We start from the raw sequence: 21,863 nt of genomic DNA, 5'->3' as shown, positions 1-21,863 counted from the left end.
AGGGTAAAAATGCATTCAGATGTGCAGTGGCTCAAATTAAAACTGGCGATTTTCCTGGGCCTGTGTGCGTTGCCAGGAATAGGACTGGTATCGATGTGGCTCAAGGGCGGCTCGCGATTGCCAGCGCTGGCTTATCTGCTGGCAAGCGTACTGGCTTTTGCCTTGTATGCACGGGACAAGTATCAGGCGCGCAACGACGGCTGGCGCACCCCGGAGAAGGTCCTCCATGCCGCCGAGTTGTTGGGCGGCTGGCCGGGGGCGCTGTTGGCGCAGCAGGTGTTTCGCCACAAGACCCGCAAGGCGTCGTACCAAGTGCTGTTCTGGCTGATTGTGCTGCTGCATGAGCTGTTCTGGCTGGACCGGGTGTTGCTTGGCGGGACATTTATATCCCGCCATTTGTACTGACTCAGCTATCAAGCTTGAGCGCGATCTGCTGGCGTTTCGGCAGGCGTGCCACCACCAACTGGTGCGAGCGGGTCAGCAGGTCGGTCAGCTCGCTGTCGCTCAAGGGCGGTGGCAAGACCATGCTGATCCAGTGGGCGCGCGCCAGGTAGGGCGCCGGACGGATGCCAGGACGGTCGACGTAGCCGAGAAAGAGATTGCTGCCGACCTTGAACGCCAGGTCATCGCCCGACAGGCCCATGACCGCGAACATCTTGTTCGTGGCAATGGAAAACACCCGGACGCCGCCCCATTTATAGTCCTCCCGAGCGCCTGGCAGGCTCAGGCAAAAGGCGGCGATTGCTTCGATATCCATGCTCATCTCCTGTTCATGCGCCGTTGTCTTCGTATTTGAAGGCGCTGCTGACGTGCTCGATCCACGCTCTGACGGCGGGCAGCATACCCCGGCGTTGGGTGTAGGCTGCCTGCAGATTGCCGGCGGGCAGCGACCACTCGGGCAGTAGCTGGATCAGGCTGCCGTCGGCCAATTCCTTCTGGCAGTTCAACAGTGGCAGCATCGTCGCACCCAGCCCGGCCAAGGCCGCACCCTTGCGCATGGGAAAGTCATCTATGGCCAGGCGCGGTTCGGCGGAGAAATCCTGGCGTTCGCCGTCACGGTGGGTCAATTGGAAGTGCACCTTGCGCGCGGCGTCGATGGCTCCGAGGATCGGCAGCCTGGCCAAGTCATTCGGCGTGCGGATGTCATGGCCTGCGAGCAGTGCCGGGGAGGCTACCAGCAGTGCCCGGGCAGGGACCAGCTGGCGCACGATCAGTTGCGGGTCTTCGTCGCCGATGTCGCGTACGCGCAGGGCGACATCAATGCTCTCGTTGACCAGATCGACCCGCCGATTGACCAGCAGCATTTCCAGTTGCACCTGCGGGTGGCTGGCAAGAAATTCATTGACCACCGCCGACAGGTTCCACTGCAACATGCCTAACGGGCAGGATACCCGCAGGCGCCCGCGCGGCTCGGTGGACAGCGAGGCCACGGCCTCATCGGCCATTTCCGCTTCCAGCAACATGGCCTGGCAGTGAGTCAGATAGCGCTCGCCGACGGCAGTCAGCGCCAGTTTGCGTGTAGTGCGCTGCAGCAGGCTGACATTCAGGCGTTCTTCCAGTTCGGCAATGCGCCGCGACAGACGCGACTTGGGAATGCCCAATTCACGCCCGGCTGCGGCGAAACCGCCGTGTTCGACGACTTTGACGAAGTAGTAGAGATCGTTGAGGTCCTGCATGAGAAGTTCGACTGTTCTATGAGTGGGGCGAACCTTCGCATTGTTGCGGGTTGGTTGGCTATTGCTTTACGCAGTGGGACGATTTGCGCGGCTTCACTCAACTGCCATATCCGGGGGGGAATGTTGAAGTCGACGCAGCGCATACGGGCGCTACCAGGGATTGGAGCAAACAGGCATGGCAAAGATCATCAAGGCGAAGGCGTTCTGTAACGATGAAGTGGCTTATCTGGCCTGGGAAACCGACGGCAGGATCGATGGCTGCCTGGGTTTTCTGATCACGCGGATTTTTGTCGATACCGGCGAGCGGCGTGTGCTGCCGTCCTGGGTTGCCTTCAAGTCCCAGTCCAACCCCGGATGGGAAGAGCAGGACACCAGTGTCTGGCCCATTCAGAAGTTCTCATGGCGTGACCTGACGCTACGCAAAAGCCGTAATACCCTGGCCAGCCGAACCGGCCCGCTGCGGGTGCGCTATGAGGTTCGCCCCGTTGGCCCGTTGCAGGAAGGCCGGGAGCCGGTCCCGTCGACGGACACCGCGCAACCCGGCAAATACAGCGGCGAACCGATCCCGTTGGCGTTCTATGGAACGGCCATCGAGACCAATGAGATTGTCGCCAGCAACGATCATGGCGACGTCTCGGCGGGCTTCAACAATGGCATCCTGTCTACGCAAAATCTGCGCAAGCAACTGCATACCCCCAAGGGCAAGATGCCCAGTGCCGTGCAGCTGCGCAAACGTATCAGCGCCCCAAACGACCCTTTGCGCACCTTCCTGGCCGCAGATGTGCTGCCCATGTTGCGGGATATCTTTGTCCAGGCAGAAGCGCGAGACGGGCAGATCTACTGTGCGCTGTACGAATTGTCCGATCCTGAGTTGATCGATCTGCTTGTACAGCACGCCGGGCGCACTCATCTGATTCTGTCCACCGCCGGCTACGACGAGAAAAGCAAAAAATGGGACAGCACCAATGAAAAGCCCCGTGCACGCCTGCACGACGTGTTCAGCCCTGAGCGAATTCAGGACCGGATGTTCAATACGTCGTCAGGCATCGGCCATAACAAGTTCGCCGTTGTGCTGGTCAACGGCAAGCCCGAATCGGTCTGGAGCGGCAGCACCAACTGGACACCGAGCGGGTTATGCGCCCAGACCAACAACACCATCGTTTTTCGTTCGAGTGCAGTCGCCCAGGCATATCTGGACTATTGGTTCAGGCTGCTGAAGGACCAACAACCGCGTCCTGAGCCTCTTTATGCCAGCAACAAGGCTAATCAAGGCCCCGAGTTGCGCCTGGCCAATGCCACGCCGGTAGATGCGGCCATCAATCAGGGCGGTGTGCCGGTTCAGCTGTGGTTTTCGCCCAATACGCCGAATCGGGGGAGTCCTGCGAACAGGACGGTGCCGCCGGACCTTGCCGCAGTATTCGAGCTGATGTCCAAGGCTCGACAGGCGATATTTCTATTAGTGTTCAATCCGGGGCGGACCAGTGAGACCGGTGATGACCTGAACACCGCCGTCGCGGCCGCACTGACCTTTGGCCGACACCGCCCCGGCCTGTTGATCCAGGGCGCCATCAGTGATCCGACAGCGATGCCGGGTTACCAGAGCCCGGAGGCGGATGATCCCAAGGTGCCTGCATCTGCCGTGTTCTCCCCGCCGGGCCTGCCCAACGTGTTAATGGTGCGGGCAGAGGCCTTGCACGATCAGATCGGTGATTTCCAGAAGGAGTTGCCGGGTATTGGTCATGCCATCGTGCACGACAAAATTATCGTTATCGACCCGATGTCCGACAAGGACTGCGTGGTGATTACGGGAAGTCACAACCTGGGTTTCAAGGCGTCCTATGCCAACGACGAAAACCTGCTCATCGTGCGTGGCAACAAGTCCCTGGCCTGCGCCTATGCCGTGCATGTTCTCGATGTGGTCGAACACTATCGTTTCCGCGCCGTTCAGCAGGATCGCGCCCGCGAGGCCGGATTGAAGGGCAAAAGTGTGAAAAAGGCGGTGGATAAAGGCTTTCTGCGCGAGGACGACACCTGGCAAGACAAATACATCAATGCCGATGCACAGGACCTGCGCGCGTATCTGCTGGCTGGGGACTAGCCGCGCAGGGCGGTTCCCTTTGCTACCCGGATGACCAGGGCAGTGAAGCCGTAAACCGCCACGGCAGCGAAAATCAGAACCAGCAAGACCAGAATCAGCATGTTCGATGCTCCCCTTGGGCCAGCCGCAATGGCTGGCGTTGAATGAATGGGGCAAGGATCCGCCGAATGGGCGCGGTATAGAAACGAACATGGGTGATGGCGATAATCGATGGAGGCGATGGTTACGGGGCGGCGATCCGTTGGAGCAGGGCTTGCCCGCGAAGAACGATGACGCGATTAACCTGATAAACCGCGCCGCCCAATTCGCGGGCAAGCCTCGCTCCCACATAGAAGGTGCGCTACTGCAATCTATAGACTGTCCTGTTTATGGGACAAACTATCGCAAAAATGCAGACTAATCGTTAATTGATATGACCTGTAGGATTATCCCCACTTGATCGCCAAGTGGCGATTCTCACTTTGGGAAGCATTCATATGAAACTGTTGCATATCGATTCCAGCATTCTTGGTGATCACTCGGCCTCCCGTCAGTTGAGCCGCGCCGTGGTCGACGCCTACAAGGCTGTTGATGCCACCGCCCAAGTCAGCTACCTGGATCTGGCCAGCGAAGGCGCACTGGGCCATTTCAATGGTGCAAGCCTGGCCGCTGGCGGTACACCCGCCGATGCCCGCACTGCCGCGCAGAAGCTGGAAGCCGAAACCAACGAAGCGACCCTGCAGCAGTTCATCGATGCTGACGTCGTGGTGATCGGCGCGCCGATGTACAACTTCAGCATCCCGAGCCAGCTCAAGGCGTGGATCGACCGTGTTGCCGTTGCCGGGCGCACCTTCCGTTACACCGAAGCCGGTCCGGAAGGCCTGTGCGGCGGCAAGAAACTGATCATCGTGTCGACTTCCGGTGGCCTGCATGTGGGTCAGCCAACCGCCGCCGGTCACGAAAACCTGCTGCGTGTACTGTTCGGTTTCCTCGGTATCACCGATATCGAATTCGTCTTCGCCCACGGCCTGGCCTACGGTGACGAGCCGCGCGCCAATGCGATCACCGCTGCGCAGAAGCAGATCGCTGAAGAGCTGTTCGCGACTGCCTGATCAAGCCGCTGGCTTGTCAAATAAACTCCGTCACCTTGTTCAGGGCGACGGAGTTTTTTGTTTTATGGCCGGGCTCAACGTCAACGCCAGCACGCTCGCCAGGACGATGACGGTGCCAACGATAACCATGAGCCCAGGGCATTCGGCTAGAGCGATGGCGGCCATGGACATGGCGGTGGGCGGAATCAGGTAGAGCGCCAGGGCAGCGCGGCTGACATTGCTGTGTGCCAGCACATAGGCCCAGGCCAGATACGCCAGGGCACTGGGGAAAATCCCCAGGGTCAGCACGGCCAGGTTGGCCGGGGCGCAGGCATGTTGCGCGACCTGCCACAGGCCCGGCACATAGATCAGCAGCAGTGCCGTGCCCGACCAGACCGTGTAGCAGACGATGGTCAGCCCGCTGTAACGATGGCAATGACGTTTCTGCAGGGCGAAATACAGGCTCCAGGACAAGGCTGCCAGCGGAATCAGCAGGGCCTGTAGGTTCAGCCCGGCCAAACCATGATCGCCGCCAGCGACGATGGCAATGCCGAACAGGCCGCACAGCACGCAGGCCCACTGCCTGGCATTGACCCGCTCCTTGAACACAAAATGCGCCAGCAGCGTGCTGAACAGTGGCGTGGTTTGCGCCAGTACGCTGGCCGCCCCGGCACTGACACCCTGTTGTCCGTAATTGAGGGCAACGTGGTGCAGGCTTACGGCAAACAGACCGAGCAGGGCCAGTACCGGCAGATCTTGCAGGCGCGGCAGGGAAATACCCATGACCAACGCCACGCCAGCCATGAAGAGCGAGGCCACGATAAAGCGCAGCAGCGCCAGATGAGCGGGGCCGTAGTCGTGCAGCGCAATATGGACCCCCGTTGGCGAATAGGCCCAGCAGAGAATCACGAACAGCGTGGCCATGGCGATTTTCAGGGTGGGCCTGGGTCTTTCGGTTGCTTGAGCGGTGGGCGTGATGGCTTGCATGTCGCGACTCCTGAGCATCGAAGCGGCGAGTATCAAAAAGCCCTTGTCTCACTACAAGTGACTTAAACTGAGCTGACCATTCACTTTGAGTCAGTCATGGAAATCGCCCAACTGCGCATGTTCAAGACAGTCCACGACCTGGGCAGCATCGTCCGTGCTGCCGAGGTCCTGCACTGCGTGCCGTCCAATATCACCTCGCGGCTCAAGTCTTTGGAGCGGGAAATGGGGGCGACGCTGTTTTTCCGTGAAGGACGAGGCTTGCGCATCAGCCCGGCTGGCGAGGTGCTGCTGGACTACGCACGGAAAATCCTCGCCCTGGCCGATGAGGCCCGCCATGCCTTGGGGCCTGGCGCTGCACCCAGCGGCCCGCTGCGCATCGGTGCCATCGAGTCGAGCGCGTCCGGGCGGCTGCCCCGGCTGCTGGCCAAATACCATGCGCTGTACCCCCAGGTCTGCCTGGAGTTGAGCACCGGTAACTGGACCCAGTTGCTCGACGATATTCGCCATCGCCGGCTCGATGGCGCGATTGTCGCGGTAGACGTCGAGCGCCAGGGCCTCAAGCGCGCTGTGATGTACCGTGAAGACCTGATTCTGATCGCGCCGACGTCTGATGGTCCCATGCGTACGGCGGCCGATTTGCAGGGCAAGGCGATTTTCATGTGGCCTGCGGGCTGTCCCTATCGTTTTGCCCTGGAACAATGGCTGTTGCGCCATGAACAGGTGCAGCCAATCACCAGCATTGCCAGCTATGGCGCGATCGTCGGTTGTGTCAGTGCCGGTGCCGGGGTGGCCCTGGTGCCTCGCGGGATCTACGAGCAATACCGGGCCGGGGCGGGTTGGCAGGGCCATGAGTTCGCTGAACTGGCGAGTATCGACAACCTGTTCTACTGGCATGAAAGCGCCGGACGGCACCCTGCCCGTGACGCCTTTGTCGAGTTGTTACAGGCTGAGTTCAGGGAGCCCGTGACACGCTTTGAATAATCTTGTGACTTGCTGGCGCTGAATTTCTTCCTCTTACCCCCATTTGCGCCGTGACCTCTGGTCGCGCTGGAGGGTTGTTCTGAGTTGCGGATCTATATTTATTTGTTGGTAACGACGGAGTTTTCTGCTGCGGCAGCGGTCAATTCCGCAGAGGCTCCAGGATTTACGATTTTGTTACGAACGACGTTTCCTTATCGAAAGTAAGATAACGCCCTGAAGCTTGACCGACTTATCAGTTATTACCGGTGTGAAAAGTTGTAGTGGGTATCTGGCCCGACTTGTGCAGGGCTGTATCCCATGAAGGTGCGATAAGTGCGCCGTTGGCGGGTTTGCCGTGTTGTATGGGTGGAGTAGCAGTTCGAACTTGGAAGGGGTGGGCCTGACGATGGTACGTCTTTGTGCAGTGATGCTGGTGTGTCTACTCGATAGCCTGATTTCGGTGCAAGTGCAGGCCGAGGAGCAGTGGAGTGCGGGTTTCCACGAGTTGAGCTTCCTCGATCCCCTGGATTCCCAGCCGATGAAGGCCATTGCCTTCTATCCGTCCACGGACGACGAACAGGTCACCAAAGTCCAGGGCTATGAACTCCACGCTGGCGAAGATGCCCACATCGCCATGGGCCGTTTCCCACTCTTGATGTTGTCCCACGGCAACACTGGTACGCCGCTTGCGCTGCATGACCTGGCCACCTCTCTGGCGCGGCAGGGTTTTGTGGTGGTCGCGGTGCTGCACCCTGGCGATAACTATCTCGATCACAGCCGTCTGGGTGCCCTGAGCAACCTGTACGGCCGCCCCCTGCAGATTTCCGAAGCCATCAGCGCCGCGCTGGTCGATCCCATGCTGTCGCCTTACCTGAGCCCGCGTCAGGTCGGGGTGATCGGCTATTCCGCTGGCGGTGAGACTGCATTGATCCTCGCGGGTGCCCAGCCGGACCTGCAACGCTTGCGTGAATACTGCATCGAACGTCCGCAGGACCGCGACGCCTGCAAAACCCGGGGCGAGCTGCTGGTCGACCGTGATGACCTGCACGCCAAGGCCGACCCAAGGGTCCGTGCCCTGATGCTGATGGCGCCGTTGAGCCTGATGTTCGGCCGCCAGACCCTCAGTGATGTGCAGGTGCCAGTGCTGATGTATGCCGGTGATGGCGATGAACTGCTGGCTCTGGACAAGAACGCCCAGGCCTTGGCGCGCAAGCTGCCCAAGAGCCCGGAGTTCAAGCTGCTGGCCGGGGCAGGGCACTTTGTGTTCATGGCACCGTGCACCGACGAGCAACGGGCGACCATTCCGGTGATGTGCAACGACCGCGTGGGCGTGGACCGTGAAGATATCCATCGGCAACTGAGTTCCGATGCCGGTCAGTTCTTCGACAGCGCTCTGGGCGTATCGGAGCTGGCCGGGATGCAGACGGCGCATCGTGATCAGGGTGGGTCTGCACAGGCGAGTGCAGGGCTCTGATCAAGAGCACAATCATTTGCGCCGGAATGAGACGCACAAAGGGTTCAAATCGTACGGTGTCGTGCGCATCCCGCGCAGCTTTGGTAAATTCGCTTCCCGCCGTTACCCCGTAGCGCTTCGAACCCGGAAACCCCATGCCGAAGAAACCCGGAAAGTCCACGGTCGCCATGGACCTGTCCCTGCCGAAAAAAGCTTCCAGCCTTACCCTGATCGATGTTGCCAAGGTTGCCGGGGTTTCGCCCATGACCGTTTCCCGGGCCTTGCATCGCCCCGAATTGGTCAGTGAGGAGACCCGCGACAAGGTTCGCGAAGCCGTGCGCAAGACCGGGTATGTGTCGAACATGCTGGCCGGTGGCCTGGCCAGTAACAAGAGCCGTCTGGTGGCGATCTTTCTGCCGACCATTGCCAACTCCATCTTCGCTGACACTGTGCAGGCGCTGATGGACCGTCTTACCGAGGCGGGCTACCAGACCTTGCTGGGTCTTACCGGTTACTCCGCCGAACAGGAAGAGAAACTGCTGGAAGCGGTGCTGGGTCGTCGCCCCGATGGCATAGTCCTGACGGGTACGCTGCATACCGAGTCCAGCCGCCTGCGCCTGGCGCAGTCAGGCATCCCGGTAGTGGAGGCCTGGGACCTCAGTGAGCAGCCGCTGGACATGCTGGTAGGGTTCTCTCATGAGCAAGTGGGTGAAGAAACCGCGCGGCATCTGCTGGGCAAAGGTTACAAGCGCTTTGCCGTGGTGACCATCAGCGACCCCCGCGGTCTGCGGCGCTGCAACAGTCTGATTGCCGAGTTGCAGCGTCATGGCATCGAACAAGTGCCGATGCAGGTCATGACCCCTCCGGCGACCCTTGAGGTCGGCAGGGAAGGGCTCAAGGCGCTGCTCGATCACGGCGAGCGCCCGGATATCGTGGTGTGCAGTTCCGACACCATCGCCCAGGGTATTCTCGCCGAAGCCGCCAGCCGCGGCCTGCAGGTGCCGAGCGATCTTGCGGTCATGGGTTTCGGCGACTTGAGTAGCGCCGCGCAGGTCTATCCGGCGCTATCCACCGTGCGCGTCGATGGCAGCAAGATCGGCCAATATGTCGCCAAAGCGCTGCTGGATCGCTTCAAATACCCCGAAGGCAGCCACGACCCGGTGCGCGTCGACACTGGCTTTACCTTGATCGATCGGCAAAGTACCTGATCTCGTTTTTTTTAAAAAAACCTTGTTTTGTGGCGTTGAATGATTGCGCAATCAGTGTAAGATCGGCCCCAAGGTGATCTGCCTGCCGCGCAGTACCTTTTTTTTGAAGTCTTTATGATTGCGCAATCATTGCACTCACAAAGACCTCGGAGAAGGGCAGGCCAGCACTGCAACACCACACAATAAGGACAACAACAGTGAGCATTCCTACGCCGTCGATAGCGAGGACTAACGTCCGCTATCTCATCCTCGCGATGATCTTTATCGTCACCGTCTTCAACTACGTGGACCGCGCCACGCTGTCCATCGCCGCACCCGCCATGCGCGGCGATCTGGGCTTTGACGCGATCACCATGGGCATCGCCTTTTCTGCCTTCGGCTGGGCCTATACCAGCATGCAGATTCCTGGCGGCATCGTCCTCGATCGCTTCGGTTCCCGCGTAGTGCTGGGCATGAGCCTGATCATCTGGTCGGCCCTGACCTTCCTGCAGGGTTACGTGGACATGTTCAGCTCGGCCTTCCTGGCGCTGTTCGTCCTGCGCTTCCTGATGGGCGTGGCCGAATCCCCGGCGTTCCCGGCCAACAACCGCCTGACGGTGATGTGGTTTCCGCGTCACGAGCGCGGCCTGGCCACGGCTATCTTCCAGTCGGCGCAATACTTTGCCCTGGCCGCGTTTACACCGTTGATGGTGCTGCTGCTCAACAGTTTCGGCTGGCAGCATGTGTTCTTCTGGACCGGCGGCGCCGGGATCCTGATCGGCCTGCTGTGGTTCAAGATGGTTCATGAACCGCGCAAGGACAAACGCGCCAATCAGGCCGAAATCGACTACATCGAAGCCGGTGGCGGCCTGCCCAATATGGGCGACGTGAAGACGCCCTTTAGCTGGAAGCGGGTTCGCGCCATTGGTGGGAACCGCATGATGCTCGGCGTCTACCTGGGCCAGTTTTGCCTGACCTCCATTACCTGGTTCTTCCTGACCTGGTTCCCCACCTACCTGATCGAAGCCAAGGGCATGACCATGCTCAAGGTCGGCCTGGTCGCGGCGATCCCGCCGATTGCCGGCTGCCTGGGCGGCATGATCGGCGGCATCTGGTCGGACTGGATGCTCAAGAAAGGCTTCAGCCTGACCGCCGCACGCAAGACCCCGATCATCTGCGGACTGTTGCTGTCGAGCACCATCGTTGTCGCCAACTACACCCAATCGGTGCCGTTGGTGATCCTGGTGATGTCGGTGGCGTTCTTCGCCAAGGGCGTCGGCAACCTGGGCTGGTGCATCGTCGGTGATGTTTCGCCGAAACGGGCCATGGGCATCAGCGGGGCGATGTTCAACTTCTGCGGCAACATCGCCAGCATCGTCACCCCCATCGCCATTGGTGTGCTGGTCAATCAGCTCGGCTCTTTCGACTCGGCGCTGCTGTACGTCGGTGCCATGGGCCTGCTCGGCGCCTTTGCCTACCTGTTTATCGTCGGGCCGCTCAAGCGCCTGGAAATTGATGATGGTGAGGATGAGCCGCAGCCTGCTGTCGCGGTCCAGCCAACTCATAACTGACTGAATAACTGCAATTTGGTAGCCCTGTGGGAGCGTGGCTTGCCCGCGAAGAACGATACCTCGGTCTGGCAGGTACACCGCAGCGACTGTTTCGCGGGCAAGCCTCGCTCCCACAACGTCATGACAAGCCTTTTATTTGCCCCAAGGAGAGCCCTCATGCTCGCACAACAACAAAACCTCAAATCCTCCGATGACGATCGTATTGCCTGGGTCCGGGTGTCCTCAGTGTTCCTGCCCCTGGCCAACCCGATCAGTGATGCCAAGGTGCTCACCGGGCGGCAGAAGCCGATGACCGAAATCGCCATCCTGTTCGCTGAAATCGAAACGGTCGATGGTCATCGCGGTCTGGGTTTCAGCTATTCCAAGCGCGCCGGTGGCCCTGGCCAGTTCGCGCATGCCAAGGAAATCGCCCCGGCGCTGATCGGTGAGAACCCCAGCGATATCGCCAAGCTGTGGACCAAGCTGTGCTGGGCCGGTGCGTCGGTGGGCCGCAGCGGCATGTCGACCCAGGCCATCGGCGCCTTCGACGTCGCCCTGTGGGACCTCAAGGCCAAGCGCGCCAACCTGTCCCTGGCCCGCTTGCTCGGCGCCCAGCGTGATTCCGTACGCTGCTACAACACCTCCGGCGGCTTCCTGCACACCCCCCTGGAGCAACTGCTGCACAACACCGATATGTCCCGCGAGAAAGGTATTGGCGGTATCAAGCTCAAGGTCGGCCAGCCGGACTGCGCCCTCGACCTGCATCGCGTCAGCAGCGTGCGCAAGCACCTGGGCGATAACTTCCCGTTGATGGTCGACGCCAACCAGCAGTGGGACCGCCCGACCGCCCAGCGTATGTGCCGACGCTTCGAAGAGTTCAACCTGATCTGGATTGAAGAGCCCCTGGACTGCTACGACGCCGAAGGCCATGCGGCCCTGGCGCAACAGTTCGATACGCCCATCGCCACCGGGGAAATGCTCACCAGCGTCGCCGAGCACGCCGAGTTCATCAAGCTGCGCGGCGCTGACTTCCTGATGCCCGATGCGCCTCGCGTCGGCGGTATCACGCCCTACCTGAAAGTCGCGGCCATGGCCGAGCAGGCCGGTGTGATGCTGGCACCGCACTTCGCCATGGAGTTGCATGTGCACTTGGCGGCGGCCTATCCGACCGAGCCGTGGGTCGAGCATTTCGAGTGGCTGGAGCCGCTGTTCAACGAACGCCTGGAAACCCGCGACGGCCGCATGCTGGTGCCGACCCGTCCGGGCCTGGGCCTGTCCATGAGCGAACAGGTCAAGGCCTGGACAGCGCAAGAGGTGGAAGTGGGTATTCGCCCTTAAGCGATGAGAGCAGCTTGTGGGGCGCACTTCAGAAAGCCACAGCAATGTGGGACCGGCTTTAGCCGGGAAAGCACTGCCTTCCCGGCTGAAGTCGGTCCCACAGAAACGCTCCCTGCTTGTGTTTTATCAAGCGTCCTTATGCTGCAACTCGAACAGCAGCAGCGAGCGTGCCGTCACCGTGTAGTGACTATCAAATTCAAAGCTCTCCTGGCCGTGGATATCCGGGCGGTTGGTGTCGAGCAGGCACTTCCAGTCCTTGCCTTCTGGCACCGGCGGCAGGGTGAAGTTGACGCCGTCGTGATGGGAGTTGACCACCAGTAGCAGGGTCGCATCACCCCCGGGGCGACGGATACCGGTTTCCTGGGCGCGGCCGTCCATCAGCATGCCCATGCAACGGGCGTTGCGGTCTTCCCACTGCTCGATGCCCATTTCCTTGCCATCCGGCGCCAGCCAGGTGACGTCCTTGACCCCGATGGCCTCGTTGTAATCGCCCACCAGAAAGCGGTTACGGCGCAGGATCGGGTAGGTCTGGCGCAGTTTGGTCGCGCGCTTGACGAAGTCCAGCAAAGACTTGCCGTCCTCATCCAGATCCCAGTTGACCCAACCGATTTCGCTGTCCTGGCAATAGGCGTTGTTATTGCCGTGCTGGGTGCGGGCAAATTCGTCACCGGCGACCATCATCGGCGTGCCCTGCGCAAACAGCAAAGTGGCGAAGAAGTTGCGCATCTGGCGCAGGCGCAGCTCGTTGATTTCCTTGTTGTCGGTAGGCCCTTCGACACCATGGTTCCACGACAGGTTGTTGTTGCTGCCGTCCTGGTTGTTCTCGTCGTTGTCTTCGTTGTGTTTATCGTTGTAGGACACCAGATCGTGAAGAGTGAAGCCGTCATGAGCGGTGACGAAGTTCACCGAGACATAAGGCCGACGCCCGCGATGGTTGAACAGGTTGCCCGAAGCGGTCATGCGCGCGGCGAAGTCGGCCAGTTGGCCTTCGTCGCCTTTCCAGAAAGCCCGCACGGTATCGCGGAACTTGTCGTTCCACTCGGCCCAGCCCGGCGCGAAACGCCCCACCTGATAGCCGCCAGGACCGCAGTCCCAAGGTTCGGCAATCAGTTTGACCTGGCGCAGCACCGGGTCCTGACGGCAGGCGACGAGGAAACTGTGGCGCTCGTCAAAGCCATCGCGGTAGCGGCCGAGGATGGTGGCAAGGTCGAAGCGGAAGCCGTCCACGTGCATCTCCGTGGCCCAGTAGCGCAGCGAGTCGGTCACCAGTTGCAGGACGCAGGGGTGGCTCAGGTCCAAGGTGTTGCCGGTCCCCGAGTCGTTGATGTAGTAGCGCTTGTCATCGGCATTGAGGCGGTAGTACGAGGAGTTGTCGATGCCGCGCATGGACAGGGTCGGGCCCAGTTCGTTGCCTTCGGCGGTGTGGTTATAGACCACATCGAGAATCACCTCGAGCCCGGCATGGTGCATGTGCGCAACCATTTCCTTGAACTCGGCGATCTTGCCATGGGCCAGGTAGCGCGGGTCTGGGGCGAAGAAGGCGATGCTGTTATAACCCCAATAGTTGGTCATGCCTTTTTGCAGCAGGTGCTGGTCATTGACGAAGGCATGGATTGGCAGCAGCTCCACTGAAGACACACCCAGCTTGCGAATATGCTGGATTACGTCCTCGACCATCAGCCCGGAAAAGGTGCCTTTGAGCTCGTCGGGAACGGAAGGGTGACGCATGGTGTAACCGCGTACATGGGTTTCGTAGAGCACGGTGCGGTCCCAGGGCACGCTGACCCGCTGGTCGCGGCCCCAGGTGTAGGCCGGGTCGATGACCTTGCTTTTCGGCACGAACGGCGCGCTGTCGCGCTCATCGAAACTGAGGTCGCCATCGGGGTGGCCGATGGTGTAGCCGAACAGCGCTTCCGACCATTTCAGGCTGCCGACCAGTTGCTTGGCGTAGGGGTCAATCAGCAGCTTGTTGTGGTTGAAGCGATGACCGTTCTTCGGGTCATACGGGCCGTAGACCCGATAGCCGTAGATCAGCCCCGGGTGAGCGTCCGGCAGGTAACCGTGGAAGATTTCATCGGTGTATTCCGGCAGCTCGATACGTTCCAGCTCGACTTCACCGGTGGAATCGAACAGGCACAGTTCGACCTTGGTGGCGTTGGCGGAGAACAGCGCGAAGTTGACGCCCAGACCGTCCCAATTGGCGCCCAGAGGGAAGGGCAGGCCTTCGCGGATGCGCGACGTTGTAGCGGTCGGCTCAGCGGTGCTGGAACTGTTTTTGTGGGTGTCCTTTTTTGCGGTGCTGGCGTTTCGAGTACTCATAATTGTTCCTGACGTCAAAAGCTTTTCCGAGGGCGGCCGAAGCCGATATCGAAGCGCGAGCGCTTCAACAAAATCCGGGTCAAAGTGGATTCAGCCCGGCAAGCATGGAGAATGCTCGCCGGGCTAGTGAACAGCGGTTACCCCGCTGGGAGTCATGGCGCGGGTGGTTTGGCCGCCGGCTTCTTCGGGGCTGCTGGCTTTTTAGCCGCAGGTGCCGGTTTCACGGCTGCTGGCGCTGGCGGTTTCGCTGCAGGAGCGGCCGGTTTGGCCGCCGCAGGTGCTGCTTTTGGCTTGGCCGGGGCAGGCTTGGCTGCCGCTTTGGCCGGGGCTTTGGCAGCTGTCTTGGGCTCGGTCACGCCGTCGACCTTGGGCAGTTTTGGCTTGGCGGCCTTGCGTGTGGTGGACTTGTCCGGCGCCAGGGCTTCGGCTTCTGCCAGCTTGCGCGCCATTTCCCAGTGGCGCGCATCCTGGCCGTGAGGCTCACCCTCGGATTTCCAGATTTGATACGCGAATTCGCGGATTCTTTTTTCGTCGGCACTCATCTCGACACTCCCAGGTATTACAAAGATTGAATTAGCAAATTGGCAGAAAAGTTCTTGAACGCTGCGCTGAGCAACAGCGCCTTGTCAGTTGTGACTACGGTCTCAGAGAAAAGTCCCTTCCAACTTTGATTCGAATCAGCGAACGGCAAGATGACTCGTGTGTCGCCCCAACTGTCGGCAGTAATCAATGGAGTTTGGGCAGTGCCCAATAGTTCATGGATCAAGCGTGGCACTACAACAATGGCCCGCTCACCCTCGTGGATTCGAGCGAATGCCATGACTTGCCCGGCCTGGCTGCCTGTCACTTCCAGGGCCTGATACTCCCCATGACGGAACAACGCCGGATGTTCGGCCCGAAGCGTGAGCACTCGGGCAATCAGTTGTTGTTTGATGCGACCGTCCTGCCAATGATCCAGCAGTTCAGCCACGTCGCTGGTTTCGCTCAAGGCTGCCTGGCGCAGGGCATAATCCACTGGCCGCCGGTTGTCCGGGTCGACCAGGCTGAAGTCCCAGAACTCGCAGCCCTGATACAGATCCGGTACACCGGGTACTGTCATGCGAAGCAAGGTTTGCGCCAGGCTGTTCAAGGCGCCGGTAGTAGCAATACGGTTGGCCGTGGCCCCCACGGACTGACGCAAGGCCAGACCTTCGGGTTCCAGCAGCAGGCCATTGAGAAAGCTGCGGCAGGCACTTTCATAAGCTTCGTTGGGTGCACTCCAGCTGCTTTGTAGCTTGGCTTCGCGCAAGGCCTTTTCCTGCCAACGGGTCAGCCTCTCAGCATAGGCCTTGTAGTCCGCTTCGCTAGTCAGATCCAGCGGCCAACTGCCAAGCAAGGCCTGGTAAAGCATCAGCTCATCCCCCGGGCTGATGCTCACGCCGTCGCCACGCAAAGGTGTCGCCAGTTGCCGCCAGCGCTCGACCTGTTCGCCATACCATTCGGCACATTCGCTGAGTACGGCCAGACGCGTTCGGCTGTCTTCGCCACGCTTGTGGTCGTGGGTCGCCGTGGCCAGCAGGTTGTCGGGGAAGTAGTCATGCCGGGCGATGCAGGCTTGATGAAACGCCTCGGGCTCGGCACTGAAGTGCTGCGGGTGGAAGCCGACGTCATTGCGCGACAGCAGCACCGCCGAGCGATAGAACGAGGTGTCTTCCACTGACTTGGCGGCTACCGGCGACGTCAGTTGCTGAAAGCGCACGCAAGCATGGCGATACAGCTTGCGCAGACGGCCCACCGGCAAATCACGCCAGGCGATGCCACCGAGCCAGCGTTGCAGGTAGTCGAGCACCGGCCAGTCGGCTTCGCTGAGGGTAGTGCGCGCGCCGTCCATGGCCTGTTGGAAAAACAGGTCATCGAGAGTCGAGCGGCCACAGGCGCTGATATAGGTGCGGTAGATCGGGAAGTTGACGATCAGGGCCAGCAGGGCGCGGCGGATGGCGCCGAGAGTCAGGTCGCGGCTCATCAGGTCGCTGCGCGCTACTTGCAGCAGGGCCTGGGCGACACTTTCGAAATCCCCGGCCAGGGTGCCGTGCAGCACCAGGTCACGGGCGACCAGCACTTCCTGATCGAAGTCGGCAGTGCGCTCGCTGATGCGGCTCCACAGGCTGGCCAGGGCAGGCTGGCCCTTGGAGGCGTGTTGCAGCAGCGAGACCTGGTTCATGAACTCGTAGCCGGTGGTGCCATCGACCCCCCAGTCCCGGCGCAGCTCTTCATCGGCGCCGAGGATTTTCTCGACGAAGATCGGCAGGTGTTGCAGTTGCGTAGCGGCAGGGCGTTGACTCAACAGGGCGTCGACCCGACGACGCAGCTTGCGGCAGTAGCCCCGTGGGTCGGCCAGGCCGTCGATATGGTCAATGCGCAAACCATCGACCAGACCTTCGCTGATCAATTGGAAAATCTTGCCATGGGTGGCTTCGAAGACATTGGCGCGCTCGACCCGCAAACCGCCCAGCTCGTTGATATCGAAGAAACGCCGCCAGTTGATGTCATCACCGGCGGTGCGCCAGCTGGCCAGGCGGTAGTGCTGGGCTTCGAGCAACGCGTGCAGGCGCTGGAAACCTGCTTCGTTGCGCGAGTCGTAATGTTCGAGGATCGCCTCGATGGCCTTGGACACGGTCGGATCTTTGGCCAGTGCTGCCAGTTCGGTCTTGGCCTGGCGCGCCCGTTCGTAGGCCTGGGGGTATTGGTCCAGCGCAGTAAAGCGCTGGCCGATCTCCTGCAGGCGCGGCTCGTCGCTGCCTTTCAGCAGGTCGCCGTAAGTAATGGGGTTGATCGGGAAGTGATGCTGATAGTGCTCGATATGAAAGGTGCCCTGGGCGGCATCGAAGCGCAGGGGGATTTCGCCGGCCTGTAGCACGGTGCCGTAATCGGTGCTGAGGAACGGCAGCAGCAGTTGGCCCTTGAGCAAAGGGTCGGGGGAGTGCCACTGGATATCGAAAAAATCTTTATACGGGCTGCTGCGGCCCCATTCCAGCAGGTCCAGCCACCAGGGATTGTCCGAGCCGCCCACCGCCATATGGTTGGAGACGATATCGAGGATCAGGCCCATGCCTTGTTCGCGCAGAGCAGCGACGAGGCGGCGTAGGGCGTCTTCGCCACCCAGTTCCGGGTTGATCAGCCGTGGGTCGACCACGTCGTAACCGTGCATGGACCCGGCCCGGGCCTGCAACAGAGGTGAGGCGTAAATATGGCTGATGCCGAGCCTGGCGAAGTACGACACCAGTGGGATGGCGTCATCCAGGGTGAAGTCTTTATGGAATTGCAGGCGCTGGGTAGCGCGCAGGGGCGCAATGACACTCATCGATCACGATCCCCCGCTTGCAGACGGGACTGGGAAAGTATTTCCAGGCGACGCGCGGCGTCTTCGTTGTCCAGCAGGCGCGCACAGTCCCCCGCCAGTCGACGACGCCAGTTGGGGTGGGTGTCGATGGTGCCGGGAAGATTGGCTTGTTCCAGCACGCCCATGGCGTCTTCTATGGGCAACAACACCAATGGCGCGCGGGTATGACCCAGGTAGCGGATGCTGGCGTCGATGATCTGGGCGTCGTCGGCGTTCTCGGCGTCGAAATCATGATTATTCTGTGCCAGTGCCCGGCGCAGGCCCTTGATTTCGTGCTCGCGACCTTCGCGCCAGTGCTTCTCGCTCAGGGCGTCAACGTGCCCAAGGCGGCTGTTCCACTCGATATCCAGCTCGCTGAGCCAACCGGCCAGGGTCGGCAGGTCATGGGTACTGGTGGTGGCCAAGGCGTCGGCGGACCAGTCGAGGATTGGCTTGAAATGGGCGTTGTGCTGTTCGAACAACAACACGCGCATACCGAGGATGGCCCGAGCCGAAAGCTTGTCGTGCAGACCTTCGGGGACTGTGCCGAGGTCTTCGCCGAGCACGATCGCCTTGTGCCGCCAGGATTCCAGGCTGAGCAGGCGCAGCATGTCGTCCAGCGGGTAATTCAGGTAGGCACCTTCGCTGGGCGGCGAACCGAGGGGCACCACCCACAGGCGTTGCAGACCCATGACATGGTCGATGCGCAGGCCACCGGCATGGGCGAAATTGGCCCGGAGCATTTCGATAAAGGCGCGAAAACCGTTGCGCTGCAAACCCTCGGGAGAAAACGCGGAGATGCCCCAGCTTTGCCCGCTGCGATTGAGAATGTCAGGCGGCGCGCCCACGGTCAGGGCCGAGAGCAATTCATCCTGACGGCTCCAGGCCTGACTGCCGGCGCCATCGGCGCCCACGGCCAGGTCAGCAATCAACCCGACGCTCATACCGGCGCTGCGCGCTGCATGCTGTACGCGCTCAAGCCCGCGAGCGATCAGCCATTGGGCGAACGCATGGAAGCGGATCTGCACACTGTTTTGGTTGGCGAATTCGGCAATGGCTTCGCTGCGCGGATCCTTGAACGGCTCGGGCCATTCATGCCAGTTATCGCTGATGCCGAGGCTGGCACTGGCATCGCGCAGGGCTTCAAAACGGCAGTGGTTTTCCAGCGCCTCGCCGCCTCTGTGGCGGAAGCTGTTGAAGTCTTCGTGCAGCGGATGTTCACCGCCGCTGAAGTCTTCGAACAGCGCGCGCAGCAACAGCCATTTGGCGTGTGCGGCAACGGGCCAGTCGACCAGAGGCAGTTCGCTCAGACGCTTGAGTTCATCGGCCAGGCCGGTGCGTTCGATGGCGGCACGCAGGGCGCGTTCGCCAAGGATGATGCCGGGGGAGCAATACAGGCTGTTGAGAAACAGGCGGCTTGACGGAGAATAAGGGCTGAAACGCTGGGTATCGCTGGCGAACATGGCATGCAGCGGGCTGATGGCTACGGCATCGGCACCGCGCTCACCGGCGGCGCGCACCAATGATTCAAGAGCCTGGGTATCACCGAAGCCGCCATCATCTTCGCGACGCAGCGAGTACAGCTGCACCGTCAGGCCCCATGCCCTGGGCACGCGCTGATCGGTGGCCATGGCCAGGCTATAGCAAGTGGCCGGGGCGACGGCGATGGTCAGGTGTTGCCCGGCAATCGCCAGTTGTTGATAGCCGACTGCGGCCAAGGCAGGCAGCTCGGCCTGGGCAGTCAGTTGCGCTTCCAGCGTGGAACCGTCTTCCTGATGCAGGACGAAGGGAGTATGCGGCGTGAACCAGGAGGACAGGTCCAGTGCACTGCCATGGTCGACAGTCAGCAGCGGTGGGGCGCCTCGACTCAAGCGCGCGGCCTGCAACTGTTGCAGGCTTTGGTCGATGGCGGCGTCGTCATGGGCGGGGTGGCCGAGGCTCTCGAGCACCTTGCACAGCACCGGGTCACTGACTATCTGAGGCCGGCCGTTGGCATCAATCCAATTGACCGCCAGACCGGCCTCATGGGCCAGGGTCTGCAATTGCTCATTGTTCATCCTGTTCCTCCAGAACATCACTTGCTATCAGGCTGACAATGGCCGTGTAGGCATTGAGGGTGCCGCGGCGGGAAAGTTCGACTGAATCGGGGGCTGACTGAAACAGCACATTGGCCTCGGCCAGTTTCGCCGCGTCAACGCCATGGGCGCCGAGGTTCAGATCGATGCGCAGGATCTGTCCGTCGCCCATGCGCCAGCGGGCGCACAGCGCGCCATCGCCGAGGACATCAGCCCCCAAGGCCTGCGCCCCCGGCAGACGCGGGATGATATGGCGATGACGCAGTTCCAGCAGATGTTGGTACAGCGTCTGCCAACTGCGATGGTCCTGACCCTTGTCGGTTTCCAGATACAGGGCATCCAGGGCCGGGCGCGAGTGTTCGAAGGTCTGCAGGGCGTTGGGATCGGGAATCCGCTCGCGCTGCTGTTCATCGGCAAAGGCGGCAAAATCGGCGAACTCCGCCCGACGTCCTTCGCGTACCGCATCGGCGAGTTCGTCGTGGTGATCGGTGAAAAACAGAAACGGCTCGCTGGCCGCCCATTCTTCGCCCATGAACAGCAGCGGAATCATCGGTGACAGCAGGAGCAGGGCGGTGGCAGCACGCAGGGCCGGACCCTGGCACAGCTGGGAAAGCCGTTCGCCAAAGGCGCGATTGCCGACCTGATCATGGTTTTGCAGGAAAATAATGAAAGCGCTGGGCGGCAGATGGCCGCTTGGCTCGCCTCGCGTATGACCGTGGCGGGTTGGCTCGCCCTGATAGACGAAACCCTGACTGAGCAGGCGTGCCAGCTTCTGCGTAGGCTCCTTGGCGAAGTCGGTGTAGTAGGCGTCGGTTTCCCCGGTCAGCAACACGTGCAGGGTGTTGTGGGCATCGTCGTTCCACTGGGCATCGAAGCCGCGTTCGAGCAGGCTGGCCTGATTCAGTTCGTTTTCCAGCATCAGCCAGACATGCCTTGGCGCATCGATCTGTTGCCTGACTCGCTGGGCGAACTCCTGCAGGAAAGTCGGATCGTCGATGGCGTGCACGGCATCCAGGCGCAGGCCGTCGAAGCGGTATTCGAGTAGCCACATCAGGGCGTTATCGATGTAGTAGTCGCGCACCTCGCGCCGCCGAAAGTCGATGGCATCACCCCAGGGCGTCTTGATATCGCTGCGGAAGAAGCCCTTGGCGTAGCTGCCCAGATAATTGCCGTCCGGGCCGAAGTGGTTGTAAACCACATCGAGAATGACCATCAGGCCAAGACCGTGGGCGGTATCGATCAGGTGCTTGAGTTGTTCCGGCGTGCCGTATGACGACTGGGGTGCGTAGGGCAGGACCCCGTCGTAACCCCAGTTGCGTTCGCCAGGGAACTGCGCCAGGGGCATCAGCTCGATGGCTGTCACCCCCAGCTCGACAAGGCGGGCCAGGTGCAACTCGACCCCGGTGTAACCGCCGAGGCTGCCCACATGCAGCTCGTAGATGACCGCTTCGTGCCATGGCCGACCCTGCCACGCACTGTGCTGCCAGTGATAGGCCAGCGGGTCGACAACGATGCTCTGGGAGTGCGCGTCATCGACCTGCGCGCGGGAGGCCGGGTCGGGCACTTCCAGTTCACCATCGATGTTGTAGCGATAACGGCTGCCTGCCTTGCATTGCGTCTCAAGGACAAACCAGCCGTCGTTCTGCGGCAACATGGCCAAAGAGCGGCCGTCTTCTATTTCAACACTGACGTAATAGGCATCCGGTGCCCAGAGGGCGAACCGCACATGCTCGGGATCCAGCAACACGGCGCCGTGGCGCCAGCTCTCGTCCGTACGCAGAGGCATCCATTG

16 protein-coding genes are annotated in these 21,863 nt (G+C 61.0%); 8 read left to right on the top strand and 8 right to left on the bottom strand.

Annotation, left to right across the window (positions count from 1 at the left end):
• Positions 1-9 precede the first annotated feature (9 nt).
• Positions 10-405, top strand: coding sequence for a DUF1294 domain-containing protein (locus tag AC1Z24_RS18430; RefSeq protein WP_483742089.1), 396 nt, complete (start codon positions 10-12; stop codon positions 403-405).
• Position 406: 1 nt separating this feature from the next.
• On the opposite strand, the gene AC1Z24_RS18425 is transcribed toward AC1Z24_RS18430, so the two are convergent.
• Together AC1Z24_RS18425 and AC1Z24_RS18420 are read right to left on the bottom strand one after the other, a co-directional pair.
• Complete coding sequence (locus tag AC1Z24_RS18425; protein WP_483742088.1) at positions 407-757, bottom strand: MmcQ/YjbR family DNA-binding protein; 351 nt, start codon at positions 755-757, stop codon at positions 407-409.
• A 13-nt stretch (positions 758-770) separates the two neighbouring features.
• Positions 771-1,676, bottom strand: coding sequence for a LysR substrate-binding domain-containing protein (locus AC1Z24_RS18420; protein WP_483742087.1), 906 nt, complete (start codon positions 1,674-1,676; stop codon positions 771-773).
• Between the two features lie 175 nt (positions 1,677-1,851).
• On the opposite strand from AC1Z24_RS18420, the gene AC1Z24_RS18415 reads away from it, so the two are divergent.
• Both AC1Z24_RS18415 and AC1Z24_RS18410 read left to right on the top strand, forming a co-directional pair.
• On the top strand, positions 1,852-3,774 hold the full coding sequence (locus AC1Z24_RS18415) for a phospholipase D-like domain-containing protein (RefSeq protein ID WP_483742086.1): 1,923 nt from the start codon (positions 1,852-1,854) through the stop codon (positions 3,772-3,774).
• A 476-nt stretch (positions 3,775-4,250) separates the two neighbouring features.
• Entirely contained in the window at positions 4,251-4,865 is a 615-nt protein-coding gene (locus AC1Z24_RS18410; RefSeq protein WP_483742085.1) for an FMN-dependent NADH-azoreductase, read from the top strand.
• Between the two features lie 39 nt (positions 4,866-4,904).
• Here AC1Z24_RS18410 and AC1Z24_RS18405 read toward each other — a convergent pair whose 3' ends face one another.
• Positions 4,905-5,831: a DMT family transporter gene (locus tag AC1Z24_RS18405; RefSeq protein ID WP_483742084.1), complete on the bottom strand. Its 927-nt coding sequence runs from the start codon at positions 5,829-5,831 to the stop codon at positions 4,905-4,907.
• 96 nt (positions 5,832-5,927) lie between these two features.
• On the opposite strand from AC1Z24_RS18405, the gene AC1Z24_RS18400 reads away from it, so the two are divergent.
• The 5 genes from AC1Z24_RS18400 (at position 5,928) to AC1Z24_RS18380 (ending at position 12,319) form a co-directional block, all read left to right on the top strand.
• Complete coding sequence (locus tag AC1Z24_RS18400; RefSeq protein WP_483742083.1) at positions 5,928-6,812, top strand: LysR family transcriptional regulator; 885 nt, start codon at positions 5,928-5,930, stop codon at positions 6,810-6,812.
• Positions 6,813-7,197: 385 nt separating this feature from the next.
• Entirely contained in the window at positions 7,198-8,265 is a 1,068-nt protein-coding gene (locus AC1Z24_RS18395) for an alpha/beta hydrolase family protein (RefSeq protein ID WP_483742082.1), read from the top strand.
• 134 nt (positions 8,266-8,399) lie between these two features.
• Positions 8,400-9,452: a LacI family DNA-binding transcriptional regulator gene (locus tag AC1Z24_RS18390; protein ID WP_483742081.1), complete on the top strand. Its 1,053-nt coding sequence runs from the start codon at positions 8,400-8,402 to the stop codon at positions 9,450-9,452.
• Positions 9,453-9,706: 254 nt separating this feature from the next.
• Positions 9,707-11,002 carry an MFS transporter gene (locus AC1Z24_RS18385; protein WP_483746663.1) on the top strand — a complete coding sequence of 432 codons (1,296 nt, stop codon included), beginning with the start codon at positions 9,707-9,709 and terminating at the stop codon, positions 11,000-11,002.
• A 156-nt stretch (positions 11,003-11,158) separates the two neighbouring features.
• Complete coding sequence (locus AC1Z24_RS18380) at positions 11,159-12,319, top strand: L-talarate/galactarate dehydratase (RefSeq protein WP_483742080.1); 1,161 nt, start codon at positions 11,159-11,161, stop codon at positions 12,317-12,319.
• Positions 12,320-12,445: 126 nt separating this feature from the next.
• Here AC1Z24_RS18380 and glgX read toward each other — a convergent pair whose 3' ends face one another.
• The 5 genes from glgX to treZ all read right to left on the bottom strand — a co-directional run bounded on the left by glgX (position 12,446) and on the right by treZ (position 21,857).
• Positions 12,446-14,638, bottom strand: a complete 2,193-nt coding sequence (gene glgX, locus AC1Z24_RS18375) for a glycogen debranching protein GlgX (RefSeq protein WP_483742079.1) — start codon at positions 14,636-14,638, stop codon at positions 12,446-12,448.
• 152 nt (positions 14,639-14,790) lie between these two features.
• Positions 14,791-15,180, bottom strand: coding sequence for a DUF2934 domain-containing protein (locus AC1Z24_RS18370; RefSeq protein WP_483742078.1), 390 nt, complete (start codon positions 15,178-15,180; stop codon positions 14,791-14,793).
• A 17-nt stretch (positions 15,181-15,197) separates the two neighbouring features.
• Entirely contained in the window at positions 15,198-17,978 is a 2,781-nt protein-coding gene (locus AC1Z24_RS18365) for a malto-oligosyltrehalose synthase (RefSeq protein ID WP_483742077.1), read from the bottom strand.
• A complete protein-coding gene (gene malQ / locus AC1Z24_RS18360; protein ID WP_483742076.1) occupies positions 17,975-20,053 on the bottom strand; it encodes a 4-alpha-glucanotransferase in 2,079 nt (692 codons plus the stop codon). Before malQ ends, AC1Z24_RS18365 begins: the two co-directional genes overlap by 4 nt.
• Entirely contained in the window at positions 20,043-21,857 is a 1,815-nt protein-coding gene (gene treZ / locus AC1Z24_RS18355) for a malto-oligosyltrehalose trehalohydrolase (RefSeq protein WP_483742075.1), read from the bottom strand. Before treZ ends, malQ begins: the two co-directional genes overlap by 11 nt.
• Between the last annotated feature and the right edge of the window lie 6 nt (positions 21,858-21,863).

Source organism: Pseudomonas sp. JL23, from assembly GCF_056933585.1.
Note: the sequence above shows the minus strand (reverse complement) of the source record. Positions and strands in the feature narration are given on the sequence as shown.

Excerpts from the sequence above, each read along its gene's own strand:
- AC1Z24_RS18430 (WP_483742089.1), top strand. The coding sequence starts at position 10 with ATGCATTCAGATGTGCAGTGGCTCAAATTAAAACTGGCGATTTTCCTG.
- AC1Z24_RS18425 (WP_483742088.1), bottom strand. The coding sequence starts at position 757 with ATGGATATCGAAGCAATCGCCGCCTTTTGCCTGAGCCTGCCAGGCGCT.
- AC1Z24_RS18420 (WP_483742087.1), bottom strand. The coding sequence starts at position 1,676 with ATGCAGGACCTCAACGATCTCTACTACTTCGTCAAAGTCGTCGAACAC.
- AC1Z24_RS18415 (WP_483742086.1), top strand. The coding sequence starts at position 1,852 with ATGGCAAAGATCATCAAGGCGAAGGCGTTCTGTAACGATGAAGTGGCT.
- AC1Z24_RS18410 (WP_483742085.1), top strand. The coding sequence starts at position 4,251 with ATGAAACTGTTGCATATCGATTCCAGCATTCTTGGTGATCACTCGGCC.
- AC1Z24_RS18405 (WP_483742084.1), bottom strand. The coding sequence starts at position 5,831 with ATGCAAGCCATCACGCCCACCGCTCAAGCAACCGAAAGACCCAGGCCC.
- AC1Z24_RS18400 (WP_483742083.1), top strand. The coding sequence starts at position 5,928 with ATGGAAATCGCCCAACTGCGCATGTTCAAGACAGTCCACGACCTGGGC.
- AC1Z24_RS18395 (WP_483742082.1), top strand. The coding sequence starts at position 7,198 with ATGGTACGTCTTTGTGCAGTGATGCTGGTGTGTCTACTCGATAGCCTG.
- AC1Z24_RS18390 (WP_483742081.1), top strand. The coding sequence starts at position 8,400 with ATGCCGAAGAAACCCGGAAAGTCCACGGTCGCCATGGACCTGTCCCTG.
- AC1Z24_RS18385 (WP_483746663.1), top strand. The coding sequence starts at position 9,707 with ATGATCTTTATCGTCACCGTCTTCAACTACGTGGACCGCGCCACGCTG.
- AC1Z24_RS18380 (WP_483742080.1), top strand. The coding sequence starts at position 11,159 with ATGCTCGCACAACAACAAAACCTCAAATCCTCCGATGACGATCGTATT.
- glgX (WP_483742079.1), bottom strand. The coding sequence starts at position 14,638 with ATGAGTACTCGAAACGCCAGCACCGCAAAAAAGGACACCCACAAAAAC.
- AC1Z24_RS18370 (WP_483742078.1), bottom strand. The coding sequence starts at position 15,180 with ATGAGTGCCGACGAAAAAAGAATCCGCGAATTCGCGTATCAAATCTGG.
- AC1Z24_RS18365 (WP_483742077.1), bottom strand. The coding sequence starts at position 17,978 with ATGAGTGTCATTGCGCCCCTGCGCGCTACCCAGCGCCTGCAATTCCAT.
- malQ (WP_483742076.1), bottom strand. The coding sequence starts at position 20,053 with ATGAACAATGAGCAATTGCAGACCCTGGCCCATGAGGCCGGTCTGGCG.
- treZ (WP_483742075.1), bottom strand. The coding sequence starts at position 21,857 with ATGCCTCTGCGTACGGACGAGAGCTGGCGCCACGGCGCCGTGTTGCTG.